This is a genomic window from Arthrobacter sp. DMZ02-1R, from assembly GCF_057747935.1.
Window position 1 is genome coordinate 935,495 of the sequence record NZ_CM173230.1, and the last position, 17,267, is coordinate 952,761.

The window sequence follows — 17,267 nt, forward strand, 5'->3', positions numbered from 1 at the left end:
ACCGGATGCTGCACCGACACGGGTTGCTGCGACGACGATCTGGACTGCTGCTAAAGCAGGAACCGCCCCGCTTCAAGAACTGGGAACCCGAGGAACCCTCCACCTGCGGCATTGAAGGAATGGAACGCATGCGCCTGGTCCGGGACGACATCAAGTCCCGGGTCCACAAGCTGTACGCCGAACTCGTGGAAAACTAAGCCGCCGGCGTTTCTTCCGCGGTCGATTGCGGGACACTGGAGCCATGGATCCGGGCCGGGAAGCAACCGTGGCCGGATACAGGCGTGCCTGCCGGGAGCTGGCCAGTTGGCTGGAGACCGCGACGGCAGCCGATCTGCAACGCAAGAGTAACGGAACCCGCTGGACCAACGAGGAACTGCTCTTCCACATGGTCTTCGGATACATGATTGTCCGGGCGCTTCTGCCATTGGTCCGGTTCATCAGCCGTTTGCCCCGCTCCTGGAGCAGGGGCTTCGCTGCCGCTTTGAACGCCGTCACAGGTCCGTTCGACGTCGTGAACTATTGGGGATCCGTTGCAGCCGCCACGGTCTATAACCGGCACCGGATGGGCCGGAAACTCGAAAAGACGATCACCGCGCTGGCCCGCCGACTCGAACGCGAAACCCCGGAATCCCTGGCCCGGTCCGCGCCCTTCCCCACCCGGTGGGATCCCTACTTCACAGCTGACATGACGCTGGCGGACACCTACGCCTATGCCACACAGCATTTCGACTTCCACGCCAAGCAGCTGAGCCTCGGGTCGCCGCACCCCTCTTAACAAGTTTTCACAGACTGTTCCGATTTGTGAATATTTGGGGTAATCTCTTAATCAATGTTAACCAAATTCGAAGTACTAGAGACCATCGTCCGCACCGGCGCCTTGCTGATTGCCCGCCTGGACAGTGCCGACGAGGCCTACCGCGTATCTGAAGCTGCCATCGAGGGCGGCATCCGTGCAGTGGAGGTCCCGTTGACTGTTCCCGGCGCACTGGGAGTCATCGAGCGGCTTGCCGACAAGTACGGGGACCAAGGCATCGTGATCGGTGCCGGGACCGTGCTCGACGCAGAGGCCGCCTTCGCAGCCATCTCGGCGGGTGCACGGTTGCTGGTCAGCCCGCAGCTCAACCCGAAGATGATCGCTGCAGGAAACCGCTACCAAGCCGTCACTGCCAGCGGAGCCTTCACCCCCACGGAGGTCGTCAACACCCTGGAAGCCGGGGCGGACATCATCAAGCTGTTCCCCGCTGAACTGGGCGGGCCTTCATACGTCAAGACCATCCTGGCGCCACTTCCGCAGGCACCCATCATGCCTTCCGGCGGAGTAACCCCTGCGAATGTCGGCGCCTGGTTCGACGCCGGTGTGACCGCCGTCGGCGTGGGAAGTTTTGTGACAAAGGCGGCCCAGAACGACGGCGACTACGGACTGGTTGCCCGCGCTGCACAGACCTTCCTCGCAGCGATCGACGAAGCCCGGCGCTAGCCGAAACCCGCGATCCACAACCCGGCGCAGCCGGAGTCCGGCACCGGCCGGCAAACAAGACCCGGCAGGAGCCGGCGAAAGCACAACCCGACAAAGACTGTCGGTCAGAACACAAAGGAGTGAGCTGCATGAGCCAAGCATCAGCAGATATAGACGCCACGGACACCAAGCCCCTGAGGCGCGTGAGAATCAGGTGGTACCTGGTAGCTCTGCTGGTCATCGGCGGGATCGTGAATTACCTGGACCGAAACAACCTCAGCATCGCGAACACCACGATTGCCAAGGAATTCGGCCTCAATGCGCTCCAGATGGGGCTGTTGCTCTCGGCATTCTCGTGGCCGTACGCCATCGCCAACCTGCCGGCCGGCTACCTCGTGGACAAATACGGTCCCAAGCGCATGTTCGCCTGGGCGGCCGGACTCTGGTCCATCATCTCGATGCTCTCCGCCCTCGCCAACTCCTTCGGCTTCCTGTATGCCGCCCGCGTGGCGCTGGGTATCTCCGAATCCCCGTTCTTCACCTCCGGGCTGAAGGTCGCCGACCGCTGGTTCAACAAGACAGAGCGCGCCCTGCCCGTCTCGATCGTCAACACCGGCTCGCAGATTGCCAACGCGATTGCGCCGCCGCTGCTGACCTTCCTCTTGCTGACCATGACCTGGCGTGGCATGTTCATCGTCATCGGCGCCCTCGGCGTGATCGTCGCCCTCGTGTGGCTCCGCGTCTACCGTGACCCCACGCTCAAGGAACAGTTCCTCATCAAGGGTGCCGAGTTCGAAGAGCAGTCCAAGCCCAAGGAAAAGCAAGCCGGCTGGGGTGAACTGCTCAAGCAGAAGAACACCTGGTTCATGGTTCTGGGCGCGTTCGGCATCTTCTACACGGTGTGGGTCTACCTCACCTGGCTCCCGAGCTACCTGCAGACCGCGCGTGGCTTCAGCCTCAGCCAGAGTGGATGGCTCGCAGCCCTTCCGTTCCTCTGCGGCATCATCGGTGTGCTGACCGGCGGCGTGATCTCCAGCAGGGCCATCCGCCGCGGCATTCCTACCGTCACCGCCCGCAAGCTCCCGATCGTCGGAGGCGCACTCCTCGCAGCCGCAGCCGTCCTGCCCGTTGCCTACGTTGACAACTCCGCACTGGCCATCGTCCTGCTCTCTGTCGGTTACTTCGCCGCCCAGGTGCCGATCGGTGTCCTCTGGACGCTGGCCGCGGACATCGCAGAACCCACGCAGGTAGCATCCTTGGGCGCCATCCAGAACTTCGGCGGCTTTCTCGGTGCGGCACTCGCCCCGATCGTCACGGGCTTCATCCTCACCGAGACCGGTGGCAACTACACCTTCGTCTTCTTGATCGGCGGAGTCCTGTTGGTTGTGGGTGCACTCTCCTACGGCTTCTTCGTCAAGGACCGTCGGGCCTCAGTCACGGCCTAGCCTCAGAGCTGTGGCGGGGACGGCAACAACGCCCACCCGCCACAGCCCTTTGTTGAAAGATTTTGATCCAGGGTTCAATGCTGAACAGATAGTTGAAGACAACCATGCCGCAGGTATTTTTCGTGATCGGGCCGGCGGGCTCCGGCAAGTCGAGCGTCAGCAAGCTCCTCGCCGAACACTACGGTGCCGCTTACATCGACAAGGACACCGCCACCAAGCGATTCACAGAGCTTTTGCTGACGCTCAACGGCTCCGATCCGAACGAGCGGGACAACAACGAGTTCTACCAGCAGGCCATCCTGCCGCTGGAGTACGCGTCCATTTTGGACCTCACCCGGGACAACCTGAGCATCGGCCGCTCCGTGGTCCTGGACGCTCCCTTTGGCAAGTTCTTCACTGATCCGGACTACCTCATCAACGCCCGGCGGGAGCACCATTGGCCTGAGGCCGAGCTGATCGTGGTGCATGTTCGAACCGATGGCGAGGCCGTCAGGGAGCGCCTTGTAGCCCGGGGATATGAGCGCGACGAGTGGAAACTCAACAACTGGGAGCAATTCTGGACGGCATCCCAGGCCAACGCCTGCGCGTGGAAAGGTGCCCGCCACGTCGACCTCGACAACAGCGGCGACGCGATCGACGTCGAACTCCTCGACCGTGCTGTCGCTGTCGGCGCTGTTCCGCCCGCCGACCCGCCGGCTGAATAAATGCACCGGCAACGAAGCCGAAGACGAGACCGGTCAGGAGCCCCGGCACTGGGGCGACTCCGGCATTGACCATGAGATTGGCTGAGAAGACACCGACAAAGCTCGCGAGTGACGGACGGATCGATCCCTCCGGTGACGAAGGTCAGCCCGTGCCGATGGCGGCGTTGACAAAGGCCGATACTTCGACGTCTCCGAGGTTGTTGAGTGTGAGGAAGGTCGGGTTGAGGATGCCGAAACCGATGAAGATCACCATTGCCGCGGCGACAATGCCGAGTGCGGCCAGTTTCACTTCCACCTTGTCCATTGACGGCGTCGTGATGCCGACTACCATCCGGCGTTCTTGCAAACGCCGACGGACTCGAGTACGCCCTGACGGATTGATTGGGTATTCTCGGGGCTTTGAATGTTACTCAGTCCTGATACCGTCCACGCATACCAGGCGATCCCTTGGGCTCCGGCTGCGCAGTATGCTTTCGCTTGGATCACTATTTCGGCGGCTCCCGGCGGGTAAGTGACGGCGCCGCTATTCGTTTTTTGTCCGCCCCAAGCTTGCCCTATGCCGAGCAATGGCTGGCTGGCGGGGTTCCAGCCGTACTGGGTCAGGCTTGCCTTCATTTTTGGCAGAAGATGCTGCATTGACCAATCGATGCCGGATGGGGCTGTGTCATTAGGGTTGCGTGAATCCGCGTAGATGTACGGCGCCACCATGTTGCACCCCTCCGGTGAGAAGTTTGCTGCGAACCCGGGTTGCCAGAGGTCGTCACCATGTGGTTCGAGACTAGCGCTGAAGCCACAGATCGCCGGGCTCTCGGGTGGGATGATGGCGCGGATTGCGGACAGCACTTCACGCAGGCTGCCAAAATCCCAGTCGGGAGTATCGTCAAGGACCCAGAAGCCAGCGACGAGGGGATTGTTCCGGTCCCGTTGGACTAGAGCCCGGACATCGGAAAGTAAATGCGGAAGCGTATAGTGGGGGTCCGAGCCGCAATAGTCGTCCCGCGGCTCCCCTGGAGGCTTGGGTGCCACGGTATGGGTTCGGGTGCACTCATATGCGGAAACGAGGTCCGAAATCTCGGCGCTGACGACGCGCATTTGATTGCGGATGAGGGCTGTTCCCAGTGAGCTGGCCGGCTGGGGTGGGGCCCCATAGAGGAAGGCGACAGTAACGCCGGCTGATGCTGCCGATTCGACACGTTCCGGGGTATCGAGATTCCATCCCCCGCGCACGTTTTTGCCCAATGGGAACGTCGGAGTTAACGCGTTGGGAGTGGTGCCCGTTGAACCTGAGAGGAGGAACGCTCCCCCAACGAGGGTCAGTATCGTGATCAGGATCGAGAGGGTGTTCACGGTGTTTCCGCGCCCAATTCGGGGGATGATGCGCGGTAGGCGGCAACCAGGCCTTCGGGCACGGCCCGAGGGGGCGAACCTGCTCATGCGCTTTCTCCGGTGTATGGTGATCCGGCTTTGTGACAAAGCCGGTCACAACGGGCCGTCAGGGCACCAACGCGGTGAGGGAGCGAGTCCGCCTCTGCCTTATCCAACGCCAACCCAGGAAACCTACCGTGGGGAAGCCGACAAAGGCAAGGAGTGCCCCTCCGGTCAGGAGACCGAATACCCCGTCGGATGGCAGTATCATACTACTTTCGGCGCCCGCAGGTGTCCCGCTGCCGGCATCGGAGGCTGTCAAGGCGTAGTCGTCGGTGGTCAGCGTTCCGGCGGCTGCAAGCTGTAATCCGAAGCTAAGTCGCGTGGCTTCCGCAGGCAGGGGCGGTGTCTGCCAATTTGCCTGCCGCCACGTCGTAGAGGGGGGAGCCTGAGGTGATTCGACCCAGTACTTCCAGGCGCCCGTCTTTGTCCGATAAAAGACCAAAATTCGGGTCGGCGCTGAAGAAGTGTACCAAGCACTCAGTGTATACGCCTGGCCGGGAGTGACCGCGGGTGCACATGACCCGCTGTCTTCCCGGATAATCAGTTTTTGATCGCCTGAGGTGTACTTCTGTATCGTCACCTGCTCTGCCCACGCACCGGAGTGGGCCTCAGGTACCCGGGCCCAGGACGCAGTGTTGTCCCCGTACCCGGTACTTGTCCAGCACTGGCTGGCGACGGCAGGCGTGGAACCTGTACCGGCCTCGGCCGGAGTCTCGAGTGAGGCGTTGACTAGTTGGCCGAGAGGACGGGTATCCACTGGCCCTGCCACCGCTGGCAGTACGTTTCCTCCGACCACTTGTGCAACGGTTTGGACTACCGTTCCAACGGCTGCTCTTGACTGAAGCCAGTTGAGAAGGGTTTCAAGATTAGCCGGGGAGATGGCCATATCGGAGCATTGGTCGCAGACGTCGTGAAACACGAGCGGAACCCATCCACCCCCGTGTGCCTCAGCGTCGGTGATCTGCTGCTCGATGGCTGGAAGCCCGGTGGTTGTAACGACGGGGGATGCGGTGCGGACCTTGTATGGGTCGTCCGCTGGAGTGGACTCGGCGTACGGACACACGGATTGGCAGCTACCTGCGAAGCCGCCCTCGGACCGGGCACTGTTGTATCCACAGTTCTTTACGATCGTTTCAGTCTCTGCTTTAAATCCATCGTAAGGATATGCAAAGGAAGTCACGTTAATTCCATGGGCGGCGAGGGCGACGCGGTCGTCGCAGATCTGGCGTGCCTGCTCGGGCTGGTCAAGCTTATCGAGGTGGAAATGGTTGACGGTGTGGCCTCCGATTTCGTTTCCTTCAGCCTGGAGCTCCTCGATCTGTGCCCAGGTAAGCCTGCCTGGCAGATCCACTAGCCCGCTCGGGATGTAGAAAGTGCCGTGCATATTGTGTCGAGCTAAGCTAGGTCGTGCGGCCTCGACAGAGGCGAAGGCGTCGTCAAACGTGAGCGATACCACAGTTCGGACCGGCGGTATTTTCTCCGCGGCAGTTGCCGTCTGAGGCGCGGCCATTGCGTTGAACGGGGACATCACCGCCACGAGGGCGGCGCATAGATACCTCGTGGCCAGGGCCAGGGGGTGCCGTTTCGAACGCCCTATGGCCGGTGCCGTGGTCAAGGCGAAGGAAGAGCTTGGACTCCATTGCTGCTCACGCATAGGTCTTCCCCCGTTCGTCTTGTGGGATCGTCGTTCTAGGTACGCTGCGGGCGAGCCCGGCCGTGTCGAGTTCGCGTGTCTGCCAGCGGTTATCCATGAGTTTTCCCAGCGCGATGTAGCGGATCGGGGTCAGAAGAAATATGTTGAGGATAATTGCTCCAGGTGTCCCAACTAGCCAGCACAGCAGCTTCTCCCGCTTCGATAAGTTCGGGCGCCCGATGAGGTACAGGGCAGACCCGGCGTAGCGCACGATCGCATACGCGCCAATGTATATGGCCAGAACCTGGCCGTGCCCGGCATAGCGGCCGCCAACAGAGAGCACGGTTTCAGCCAAAATGTACATGACAATGGCAGGGGCGATGAGAAGCTGCATGAGCCCGTACAGCGGACTCACAAGTTTCTTAAGCGTCATGTGCCGAAATACGTAAGGCAGCATCCACCACCAGGACCGTGCCCAGCGCAGTCTCTGCCTGTATGTGCCATTGAGTGTGGTCGGCATGTCTGTTTCCACCCCGGCTTCGGCGACGGCGACGACCTCGCCGCGGCGCAGCGCCCGCAGCGCGAGCCAGCGGTCATCTCCGGTGCCGCATTCCACCTCATATGCATCCAGGTGGTCATAGAGCAGGTCGCTGCGATAGAGGGCCAGGGCGCCGGACGTCGTTTCGAGCGCGCCAAGCATGGATCGGGAGGCCCGCATCATGACGCATGAGGTGCCTATGTCAATGTCTGCCGCGAGTGTCACCCAGCCGGCGCCGTGGTTGCGAACATAAATCATGCCAGTTGCTGCTTGGATGCGGGGGTTAGACATGGCCCGGAGCAAGTGCTCGCAAGCGTCCGGATAGGGTGCGGAGTCGGAATCCACCGTCATGATGAATTGATACTCGGCTCGATCGAAGCGCCGCAGCACCTTCACCTGGGCGCCGCGTTTGCCTTTGTTTTCCTGCCGCAACCAAGTAACACGGGGATGATTCACAGAGGGAACCACAGGCATCTGGGACCCGTCATCAATGACGATGATGTCCACGGGGACGGTCTGCGCGAGGATGGCCATAACTGTGTCATGTAGGGCCTGCGGATCCTCATTGTATGAGGGGACGATGCAAAGAACCCGACCGGGCGCGACCGGGTTATTTGTATACCGGCGCCCGATGACAAACGCAATGAGGCATGCCGCAATGACGGAGGCGCCCAGGTACCAATAAGCGAGCAGAATTAAGTCATGAGTCTGGTGATGGACCACCAAGGTAACAACGCCCAGCGTAGCCAGGACAAGCGCCGAGACTGCGGATCTGCGGAACTGGTTACTCATCATCGGTCCACCAGCCGTTCCATGTGGCCAGCAGGCGGTAAACCGCTGCGCCACCTACGGAGAGAGAGAACCCTGCCAGAATAATCCAGTCGAGCAGGCCAACATCGTCTGATTGCGTGTTTGCGATGTAATCGGTGAGCAAGGGCCTCGTTCCTCCTTGAGTCGAGCACACGGCCTTCCGGGATTTAGTGAGCACGAGCAGTAAGTGGCGCCGCCCACAGGCCTGGATCCCTTGTATGCACTAGCGGGTTAGCAGGGAATTAGTTGAGGAAAGTGGTGAGACTACTTGGTTTCCACGAATGGGATCTAAGGAATCCGGACGTGGCGATAGCTGCGCACATGTCTACCCCTTTTGAGTGCTCGATTCCCTATCCGCTATGCCAAGCGTGGCTGAGGTGTGGTGCCCGTATCCCCCGGAGGCGGAGCCTGACAACCAGAGCCAGCCTATGAAGGGGACCTGTGTGGAACGCGAGTGTCGGCTACCCGTCTTTTCGCGGTGGCAGTACGCCAGAGTGCCGAAGGACTACTTGAGTTCTTGAAACGGGATTTGAGGAAGATAAGCACTGCCCCCTTGACCACCACCAAGACCACCGCCAGAAGCGCCGTTGCCCTCATTTCGGCCCTGTTGATCCTCCTCCGCTGCTGAGCCCGGTGACAGAACACACATCCGGCCGCCGCTGATTCGAGCGCTGTGATTCGTTAACGAACTCTAGAGTGCTCGCTGGCTAAGGGCGGCGCCCTATCGGGTGAGGCACACTCGCGACGTGGCTGGATGTGGGGCCGTAAGGTCAGCGCAGGTCTTGTGGGGGACCACCCCATGCTTGGCGGGTCCCTCCGCGTTCGATTGGACTGTGAGTGAAATGTTCTCGACCCGGCGATGCCCTCGAACCCCGACAAAGTTGAAAATGCAGAGGAAGGCGGCCACCAGGCATGCTGGCGCCCGTTGGATGGCGGCTGGAGCTTGTGTCGCGATGGTCTCAGCACTACTCAGCGGTTTTGCTTTGCCGGCCCATGCTGCCGCAAGCACCGTCATCACGCTGACCTTCGATGACGGCAACACCGACCAATTGACTGCCGCAGCCACGATGAAGAGCCTCGGGCTTCACGGCACCTACTTCTTGACCTCCGGGCGGATCGATCAACCCGGCTATTTGACCTCGGCGAACTTGCAGCAACTCTATGCGGACGGCAACGAGATTGCCGGGCACACCGTCACCCACCCCGATTTGGTCACCTTGACCTCGGATGAAGTGACGCGCCAGGTGTGCAACGGCAGGGTCGCCCTGGCCAACATGGGCTTCAAGGTCACCAGCTTTGCCTACCCTTTCGCTTCCCTGGATCCTGCGGTGCAGACCATCGTGAAGAATTGCGGGTTCAACAGCGCACGTGGCCTCGGGGACCTCTACAGCAAGGACGCCACTGGGCTCCCGGCGGCGGAAACCATCCCGCCCGCCAATCCCTATGACACGCGAGCACCGGAGGAAGTGAACGGCACGTGGACGCTGGCCAACCTTGAGAACTCCGTGACCAAGGCCCAGGCCGCTGGCGGTGGCTGGGTTCAGTTGACCTTCCACCACATCGCGGTGGGGACCGATCCGACGCTCACCATCAGCCCCGATCTGTTCAGCCAATTCACGACCTGGCTGGCGCAGCAACAGACGGCAGGCGGCGTTGCTGTGAAGACTGTTGACCAGGTAATCGGTGGCGCCGTCCAGCCGCTCGTCTCCGGTCCTGCCGTGCCCCCGCCCCCTCCCCCGGGGACCAACATGATCCAGAACCCGAGCTTGGAGACGCTTACCAGCGGGATTCCGCTGTGCTGGGCTGCGGGTGGGTTCGGCACCAACACGCCCAGCTTTTCGGTGGTCTCGCCTGGCCACACGGGCAACAACGCAGAGCTTCTGAGACTGAGCGGCTACGTCAGCGGTGACGCGAAGCTCCTGCCGGCCCTGGACCTTGGCGGCTGCTCGCCTACGGGCACTCCAGGCCATGTCTATCAGCTCAGTGCCTGGTACAAGTCCAACGTCATCACCCAGTTCGAGGTCTACTACCGGACAGGAACTGGATACTGGACCTACTGGACGGCGAGCCCGTTGTTCAACGCCAGCGGCAACTGGACCCAGACAACCTGGACCACACCGGCTCTTCCGGCAGGCGCCTCGGGTATCAGCTACGGACTGAACATCCAATCCAGCGGATCGATCACCACGGACGACTACTCCATGATCGACGTCACCCCCGGGGCGACGGCGCCTGCTGCGCCAACAGGGGTCACCGCGACGGCGGGGGATGCCTCGGCAACGGTGTCGTGGACTGCGCCGGCCGACGGCGGCTCTCCGATCACCTCGTATGCCGTCACCCCGCATGCGGGCACCACCTCCCTGGCACCGGTCACCGTGACCGGAAACCCGCCCGCGACCAGCGCCACCGTGACCGGGCTGAGCAACGGCACCGCCTACACCTTCACGGTGACCGCCACCAACGCAATCGGCACGTCCCCGGCGTCGGCGGCGTCGGCACCGGTCACTCCCACGGGAACGACATCCTCGGCCATCACCAACGGCGGGTTCGAATCCGGGCTCACTTCCTGGACCACCGGCGGCGTCAGGGCACCCGTGGCCTCCGCTGTCGCCCACAGCGGGACAGGTTCCGCGTTGCTGGGCCTGGCATCCGGGGCGGAGCCCCTGGGCGACAGCAGCCTGTCCCAGACCATCACGGTGCCGGCTACCGGGACGTCCACGCTGTCCTTCTGGTACCAGCCCCACACCGATGACGGCGACTGCGGCGGCACCGTCACGTGCCAGTGGGACTGGATGGAAGCACAGGTCCGCAGCACGGGCGGCACCACCCTGGCGAGCCTCTTTAAGCTCTGCAACAACGGCGCCTGGACCCAAGTCAGCGCGGACCTCTCCGCGTACAAGGGCCAGACCATCACGCTCTGGTTCAACGTCCACCTCGACGGCACCAGCCCGGCGGATGACACCTGGATGTACCTCGACGACGTCACCCTCACCAACAACCAAACGACGCCGACGGCACCCGCGGCCCCCGCCGGGGTCACCGCGACGGCGGGGAACGCCTCGGCCACGGTGTCCTGGACTGCGCCGGCCGACGGCGGCTCTCCGATCACCTCCTACGCGGTCACCCCGCACGCCGGCACCACCTCCCTGGCACCGGTCACCGTGACCGGAAACCCGCCCGCGACGACCGCCACCGTGACCGGCCTGACGAACGGCACCGCGTACACGTTCACGGTCACGGCCACGAACGCTGTCGGCACGTCCCCGGCGTCGGCGGCGTCGGCGCCGGTCACTCCCACGGGAACGACATCCTCGGCCATCACCAACGGCGGGTTCGAATCCGGGCTCACTTCCTGGACCACCGGCGGCGTCAGGGCACCCGTGGCCTCCGCTGTCGCCCACAGCGGGACAGGTTCCGCGTTGCTGGGCCTGGCATCCGGGGCGGAGCCCCTGGGCGACAGCAGCCTGTCCCAGACCATCACGGTGCCGGCTACCGGGACGTCCACGCTGTCCTTCTGGTACCAGCCCCACACCGATGACGGCGACTGCGGCGGCACCGTCACGTGCCAGTGGGACTGGATGGAAGCACAGGTCCGCAGCACGGGCGGCACCACCCTGGCGAGCCTCTTTAAGCTCTGCAACAACGGCGCCTGGACCCAAGTCAGCGCGGACCTCTCCGCGTACAAGGGCCAGACCATCACGCTCTGGTTCAACGTCCACCTCGACGGCACCAGCCCGGCGGATGACACCTGGATGTACCTCGACGACGTCACCCTCACCAACAGCTAAACAACGGGGTCCCTTTAGTCCCCGGTGCAGTTGCAGTTCGGTGACCGTGGGGACTGTAAATAGCGGTGTCAGCGGGTTGATCTGCCGGGCGGTGAGCCTGGCTGGAGGAGCCGCTTGCCGATCTAGGCGCGCACGGGTGCCAGAACGAGCCCGGCCGTATTGGCCGAGCTGGCCCACGGACGGACGCATGCGAAGATCCCCGGCTCACCGATGGGCTCACCGGCCGGTTCAGTGATCATCACCGCTACATGGCGGCCTTGTATCTGCACCACATCGACCCGCAACAGCTGGCATCGTGGGTCGGCGCGTCCCCGGGAGGGCCAACGAAGCCGCCGGAAGGGTCAAATCAGCCAAGACCCGGCCGGGTAACCGCTACCTCAACGGAGCCCTGGGCATCGCGGCCCTTTCAGCGGACCGGTCAAGGCCCTCGTCGCGGTCGAATATGCCATGCACGCCGCGGCCTGGCACATGCTCATCACCGGCGAACTCTACCGCGATCCCGGAGCTGACTACTTCACCCGACAAAACCAAAGCCCACGCTATCGGACAACTCGGGGTCCCGGGCTGCAAAGTCACAATCGAAGAACTGCACAGGCCGGATAACGACCCGCAGCGCGCCGTCCTGCCACATCATGTAGACACAGGCGAAGTCGTCGCCGAAATTTTCATGCCAGAATTGCTGGTTGAAGCAATCCAAACGAGAGCCGCGGCGCGCAACGCCGCGAGTCCTAGGGGACAAGACCATGCCGGATTCTGTGGATAACGAAGCGAGCGCCGCTGCATCAAGCGAAAGGCAGCCGGAACTTCGGCGACGCCGCGATCGCCGCCGAGCAGAGGGTGACAACGACGCCTGGACAGGAACTATGCCGATCATTACGCCGAACGATTCCGACGCACCCGCAGCATCCGCAGCCCCTCTTCAAAGCAAATCCTGGGCTGAAGCGGCAGCCGCCGCCGATGCGTTCATCGAAGCGGAACCGGTCCGTGAAGACTCCAGCCGTGGAGAACCCGGCCTTGAGCGCCCGACGGCGGCAGCACCGGCGTCGGGCGCTCCGGCTCCAACCGCAGCACGGGCCGGACGCACCGCGGCTGCGAATGCTCCTATTTCCGACTTCATCTCGTCGCCCGGTTCCTTCGTGAGGGAACAGAAGCCACGTCCCATCGGTGGCTTCCGCGGCATGCTCTACAAGCTCACCGGTGGCGCCTGGAACCTCGGCCCGAGTGCCAAGCAGCGTGAGGAAGACGAGCTGGCGCGGCGCATTTCCCGGCAGCTCCAAGGCAGCTACAACACCGCGGTCCTGAGCCTCAAGGGCGGAATCGGCAAGACCTCCACCACGGTAGGCGTGGGCCTCACCCTGGCGGAATTCCGCGGCGACCCCCCCTGCGCCATCGACGCCAACCCCGATTCCGGCGACCTCGTGGAGCGCGCCCTGGGTGAAGGCATTTACCAGAAGGCCACTCCGCGCACCATCACGGACTTGCTCCAGAACGTCGAAAACGTCGATTCGCTCACGGCACTCGCCCGGTACATGCACCACGCGGGCCGATTGCACCTGATCGCCGGCGAACAGGACCCGGAAGTCTCGGATTCACTCACAGCCGAGGAGTACCTGCGCATCCGACAGCTGATCTCGGGCTACTACTCCATTGCCCTGACAGACTGCGGCACCGGCGTCACGCACAACGCGATGAGCGGCATCCTGCAATCGGCCGACAACCTGATCATCGCCGCCGGCTATGCCGTGAGCGGTGCCAAGCGTGCCCGCAGCACCCTCCAGTGGCTTGCGAGCCACGGCTACGAGGAACTGGCCCGCAACGCGATCGTGGTCATCACGGACAAAGACGAAGTCTCGTCCCGCGTGGACAAGGACGCCATCGAGGAACACCTTTCCGGGATCTGCCGCCAGCTGATTGCCGTCCCGCACGACAGGGGAGTGGCCGACGGCGACCTGGTCACCCTCGATGTGCTGCGCCCCGATACCCGCCGCGCCTACAAAGAGATCGCGGCCGCGATCGTGGACGGGTACGTGTAAGTTCTTTCTTTCCCAACTAGCTCGCAGCAGTTGTCGTTTAGAGGGGGCAAAACGACGTTAACTGCGAGTCAGTTGGGTGGGACTACTTAGCAATTCGTCTTTTTGCGCTCACGACACTCTATTAACTACCTGGATTGCTCCCGGCCTGCTCGGTTTCATACTCGACTGCTACCTGGATTACAAATTGTCGCTTCTCCCTAGACTTTCCTAAAGTTGATGGCGGACGTCTTCCGTATTGCGGGGCGTCCTCGCCATGACCGGGAACTGGGCCCGGGCATGGTGCACCCCCATCTTTCACTTTTGTGACAATTCGCTGCGCCCGTTTCTGAACCCGAGGCCAGCACCCAGGAGCCTCATTTTGATTCCAAAAAACCTTGCTTTCACGTTCGCTGCATTGCTCCTCGTCGGACTGACCAGTGCCTCGGCCACGGGCTCCGCACCCAGCGCCGGCCCTTCCACCAACCCAGCGCCCGACGCCGGCCCCGCACCCATTGCGAACGCCGCGCCCGCCGCCCAGGTCGTCCCTGTCGCCACTCCGGCTGCGGCTGCGGCCGCTCCCGCTCCGGCAGCGGCTCCAGCACCTCCCGCCGTTCCGCAGCCTGCTGCCGCAGCGGCGCCCGCCGTCGTCGTGCCCCAAGCTGCCCCGAACGGCTCCGTGAAGGCGCTCGACACCACCGCGGCCATCACCGACCCCGCCTGGTTCCGTCAGTCCTACGCAGAGGGCTTCCGTCTCTACGTGATGCACTCAACCGTTTGGGGCACGTGCACCCCGTGGCAACAGACCCAGGCCCAGCTGAAGATGGCGCTCGACGCCGGCCTCAAGATCGCGGTCTACACGCGTGACGCATCGTGCTGGGAAGGCGGCATCAAAGCCGCAGGCCCGTACATGTCCCAGCTGCAGTTCTTCGCCCTGGACGTCGAGCCCGGGAGTTCGCCCGTGACGCGTGCCATGGTGGATGGCGTGCGCAGCCTGGGCGTTCGCCCCGTGATCTACAGCGGAAGCGGCATGTGGCCCGGGTTGATGAACAACAGCACCGCGTTCTCGGACGTACCCCTGTGGGACACCAACGCGAGCAACATCAACTACGCCAGCTGGACCGCGAATTACCTGGCTCCAGCCCCGGTGCAGTACGGCGGCTGGAACACGGCCGGCACCATGCGTGTGGGGATCCAGCAGAAGTTCGAGCACACCCTGAACGGCATCAACGTGGACCTGAACTCCTTCAGCGCCAGCTTCCTCAAGTAGGCGCGGCGCTTCTAGCCCTGCGCGGCGCTTCTGGCCTGGCGCGGCGCTTCGCCAGGCACTCGGCAGCGTCGGTCTGGGGGATCCCCACCATAGGCGTGCATCATCCGGTGCAGGCTGTGACCTTGAAGAACGACGGCGGCCGCTCGCGTGCCGGGATATCCCGCCACTACGCGGACCCCACCAGCCTTAGGGTGCATCGGCGCGAGGGACTATTGGTGACGGACAGGGTGCGCACGGTGCTGGATCTGGCCGCCTTTACGCCGTTCGTCGAATCAATAGCTCCCTTGGACCACGTGCTCAAAGACGACCGGAAACGGGGACTGCCCGCCATCACGAAAGAGACGCTGCTGGCTGGAGTGGATGGAATCTACACGGCAGCAGCCATCCGGAGGATCCAAGCGGCTGTCGATTTCGCGAATCCCTTGTCCGGATCTGCGGGGGAATCCTACAGCCGCGCTTTGATGCACGCTGCCGGATTCGAGGCTCCCGTCCTTCAACGTGAATTCCGCGACGAAGCAAGCCTCGTGGGCTATTCGGACTTCTACTGGAAGGGTGTACGGGTGGCAGGGGAGTTCGACGGCATCGACAAGTACCTGAAGCCGGAATTCCTGAAGGGACGGACTGCCGCCCAAGCCGTCGTCGAAGAGAAGGTGCGTGAGGATCGGATCCGTGCCACGGGGTGCGGCGTGATCCGTTGGGTGTGGGCAGAACTCATGGCTCCCGGCGTGTTCGAACGGAAGCTGGCAACGGCAGGGGTGCCCCGGCGTCGTGCGCGAGGAGCCATATGACGCGCAAAGTGTCTCGCGCTGCGCAGAATCCCTGACGCTGCCGGAATTCCGGGTGCGATAGGTATTTTGCGCAGCGGAAAGGAAGGGGCGTCCTAGGATAATAGGGATGATCACCACCAGCACCATCCAACCCTTCAATCTCCGCAGCATTGCCTTGCCCGCTTTCGGGCCCGCGCTGCTGTTCTGCATAGGCGAGGGCGCGGTGATTCCGGTAGTGGCATTGTCCGCCCGCGATCTTGGCGCTTCCGTGGCCGTTTCCGCCCTGGTGGTCACGTTGATCGGGCTGGGCTCCTGGCTCTTCAACCTGCCGGCGTCGCTCATCACCATCAAGTTCGGTGAGCGGTGGGCCATCGTAGGCGCGGGTACCGCCGGAGCCTTGGCCTTGCTGGCCGCCGGATTCGCGCCCCTCCTTGCCCACAACGGCATCTGGCTGCTTGCCGCGGCGATGACCGTGGTCGGGATGTCCACCAGCGTCTTCAACCTGGCCCGCCAAAAGTACCTCACCGAGGCCGTCCCGGTCATTTTCCGGGCCCGTGCCCTGTCTACGCTGGGCGGCGTCACCCGGATCGGAGTGTTCATCGGCCCGTTCGTCGGAGCGGCGGTGATGCAGTTCGCAGGCATCAGCGGTGCGTATTGGGTCGGCGTTGTGGGCATGGCGGCTGCAGCGGTGCTGTCCCTCACCATCCCCGACCTCGTGGTGCCGGACGACCCCGACGGCGGCCCCAAGGGTCCCGAGCCCACCCTCCGGGGAGTGGCGGTTTCCCACGCGGGCGTGTTCCTGACGATCGGCACAGGGATCCTCCTGCTCAGCGCGCTCCGGGCTTCCCGCCAAGTGGTCATCCCTCTATGGGCGGACCACCTGGGACTGGACGCAACACACGCCTCACTCATCTACGGCCTGTCCGGAGCGATCGACATGCTCGTGTTCTATCCCGCCGGCAAACTCATGGACCGCAAGGGGCGGATGTGGGTTGCCGTTCCGTCCACGCTCATCATGGGCGCGGCGTTGTTCCTGATGCCCCTATCGGCCGAGTTTGCGGGATTGCTCCTGGCCTCGCTCCTGATCGGCTTCGGCAACGGCATCAGCTCGGGACTCATCATGACGCTCGGCGCCGACTTTTCCCCGGAGAAGGGCCGCGGCCAATTCCTTGGCCTGTGGCGGTTCATCTCCGACGCCGGTTCCACCGGTGGACCCGTCCTGCTCTCGGCCCTCACGGCCACGGTATCCCTTGCAACGGGCGTCTGGGCCACAGGCGTTCTGGGCGTGGCCGCTGCGGCCGTGTTCGCCGTCGGGCTCCCCAAGCTCAAGCACCGCCGCAACTACTGAGGCGCCCGACGACGGCGGGACGCGCCGCCGTCGGACGCTGGCTGATGGTGGGCGGCGGAGCCAGCCGGTAG

The 17,267-nt window shown here is 63.3% G+C and carries 15 protein-coding genes and 1 pseudogene; 11 read left to right on the forward strand and 5 right to left on the reverse strand.

The genetic code is table 11. The features are described 5' to 3' along the window. Positions 1 to 5: 5 nt before the first annotated feature. From AC3ANQ_RS04415 to AC3ANQ_RS04435, 5 genes are all read left to right on the forward strand, one after another. Positions 6 to 197: a hypothetical protein gene (locus AC3ANQ_RS04415; RefSeq protein WP_488303993.1), complete on the forward strand. Its 192-nt coding sequence runs from the start codon at positions 6 to 8 to the stop codon at positions 195 to 197. 44 nt (positions 198 to 241) lie between these two features. Continuing rightward, a complete protein-coding gene (locus AC3ANQ_RS04420; protein WP_488303994.1) occupies positions 242 to 775 on the forward strand; it encodes a DinB family protein in 534 nt (177 codons plus the stop codon). 54 nt (positions 776 to 829) lie between these two features. Continuing rightward, entirely contained in the window at positions 830 to 1,477 is a 648-nt protein-coding gene (locus AC3ANQ_RS04425) for a bifunctional 4-hydroxy-2-oxoglutarate aldolase/2-dehydro-3-deoxy-phosphogluconate aldolase (RefSeq protein ID WP_488303995.1), read from the forward strand. Positions 1,478 to 1,605: 128 nt separating this feature from the next. After that, positions 1,606 to 2,901, forward strand: coding sequence for an MFS transporter (locus AC3ANQ_RS04430; RefSeq protein WP_488303996.1), 1,296 nt, complete (start codon positions 1,606 to 1,608; stop codon positions 2,899 to 2,901). Between the two features lie 104 nt (positions 2,902 to 3,005). Then, positions 3,006 to 3,605: a P-loop nucleotide/nucleoside kinase family protein gene (locus AC3ANQ_RS04435; RefSeq protein WP_488303997.1), complete on the forward strand. Its 600-nt coding sequence runs from the start codon at positions 3,006 to 3,008 to the stop codon at positions 3,603 to 3,605. A 142-nt stretch (positions 3,606 to 3,747) separates the two neighbouring features. Here the strand turns inward: AC3ANQ_RS04435 and AC3ANQ_RS04440 are convergent, their stop codons facing one another. The 5 genes from AC3ANQ_RS04440 to AC3ANQ_RS04460 all read right to left on the reverse strand — a co-directional run bounded on the left by AC3ANQ_RS04440 (position 3,748) and on the right by AC3ANQ_RS04460 (position 8,138). Then, positions 3,748 to 3,936, reverse strand: a complete 189-nt coding sequence (locus AC3ANQ_RS04440) for a hypothetical protein (protein ID WP_488303998.1) — start codon at positions 3,934 to 3,936, stop codon at positions 3,748 to 3,750. Then, the gene (locus tag AC3ANQ_RS04445) at positions 3,930 to 4,952 is read right to left on the reverse strand and encodes a hypothetical protein (protein ID WP_488303999.1); all 1,023 of its coding nucleotides are present in this window, start codon (positions 4,950 to 4,952) and stop codon (positions 3,930 to 3,932) included. Before AC3ANQ_RS04445 ends, AC3ANQ_RS04440 begins: the two co-directional genes overlap by 7 nt. Positions 4,953 to 5,097: 145 nt before the next feature. Next, a complete protein-coding gene (locus tag AC3ANQ_RS04450) occupies positions 5,098 to 6,687 on the reverse strand; it encodes a polysaccharide deacetylase family protein (RefSeq protein ID WP_488304000.1) in 1,590 nt (529 codons plus the stop codon). Further along, positions 6,680 to 7,999 carry a glycosyltransferase family 2 protein gene (locus AC3ANQ_RS04455; RefSeq protein ID WP_488304001.1) on the reverse strand — a complete coding sequence of 440 codons (1,320 nt, stop codon included), beginning with the start codon at positions 7,997 to 7,999 and terminating at the stop codon, positions 6,680 to 6,682. The genes AC3ANQ_RS04450 and AC3ANQ_RS04455 overlap by 8 nt, the downstream gene beginning before the upstream one ends. Further along, complete coding sequence (locus AC3ANQ_RS04460) at positions 7,989 to 8,138, reverse strand: hypothetical protein (RefSeq protein ID WP_488304002.1); 150 nt, start codon at positions 8,136 to 8,138, stop codon at positions 7,989 to 7,991. The genes AC3ANQ_RS04455 and AC3ANQ_RS04460 overlap by 11 nt, the downstream gene beginning before the upstream one ends. Before the next feature lie 829 nt (positions 8,139 to 8,967). Between AC3ANQ_RS04460 and AC3ANQ_RS04465 the strand changes: the two genes are divergently transcribed. The 6 genes and pseudogenes from AC3ANQ_RS04465 to AC3ANQ_RS04490 all read left to right on the forward strand — a co-directional run bounded on the left by AC3ANQ_RS04465 (position 8,968) and on the right by AC3ANQ_RS04490 (position 17,196). After that, positions 8,968 to 11,802 (forward strand): fibronectin type III domain-containing protein, encoded by a 2,835-nt coding sequence (locus AC3ANQ_RS04465; RefSeq protein ID WP_488304003.1) that lies wholly within the window; start codon positions 8,968 to 8,970, stop codon positions 11,800 to 11,802. A 141-nt stretch (positions 11,803 to 11,943) separates the two neighbouring features. Next, positions 11,944 to 12,327, forward strand: a pseudogene (locus AC3ANQ_RS04470) (transposase); the annotation flags it as partial. 338 nt (positions 12,328 to 12,665) lie between these two features. Further along, positions 12,666 to 13,835: a MinD/ParA family ATP-binding protein gene (locus tag AC3ANQ_RS04475; RefSeq protein WP_488304004.1), complete on the forward strand. Its 1,170-nt coding sequence runs from the start codon at positions 12,666 to 12,668 to the stop codon at positions 13,833 to 13,835. Positions 13,836 to 14,193: 358 nt separating this feature from the next. Next, positions 14,194 to 15,081, forward strand: coding sequence for a glycoside hydrolase family 25 domain-containing protein (locus AC3ANQ_RS04480; RefSeq protein ID WP_488304005.1), 888 nt, complete (start codon positions 14,194 to 14,196; stop codon positions 15,079 to 15,081). Positions 15,082 to 15,197: 116 nt separating this feature from the next. After that, positions 15,198 to 15,869, forward strand: a complete 672-nt coding sequence (locus AC3ANQ_RS04485) for a hypothetical protein (RefSeq protein WP_488304006.1) — start codon at positions 15,198 to 15,200, stop codon at positions 15,867 to 15,869. Between the two features lie 106 nt (positions 15,870 to 15,975). Further along, positions 15,976 to 17,196, forward strand: coding sequence for an MFS transporter (locus AC3ANQ_RS04490; RefSeq protein WP_488304007.1), 1,221 nt, complete (start codon positions 15,976 to 15,978; stop codon positions 17,194 to 17,196). Positions 17,197 to 17,267 lie beyond the last annotated feature (71 nt).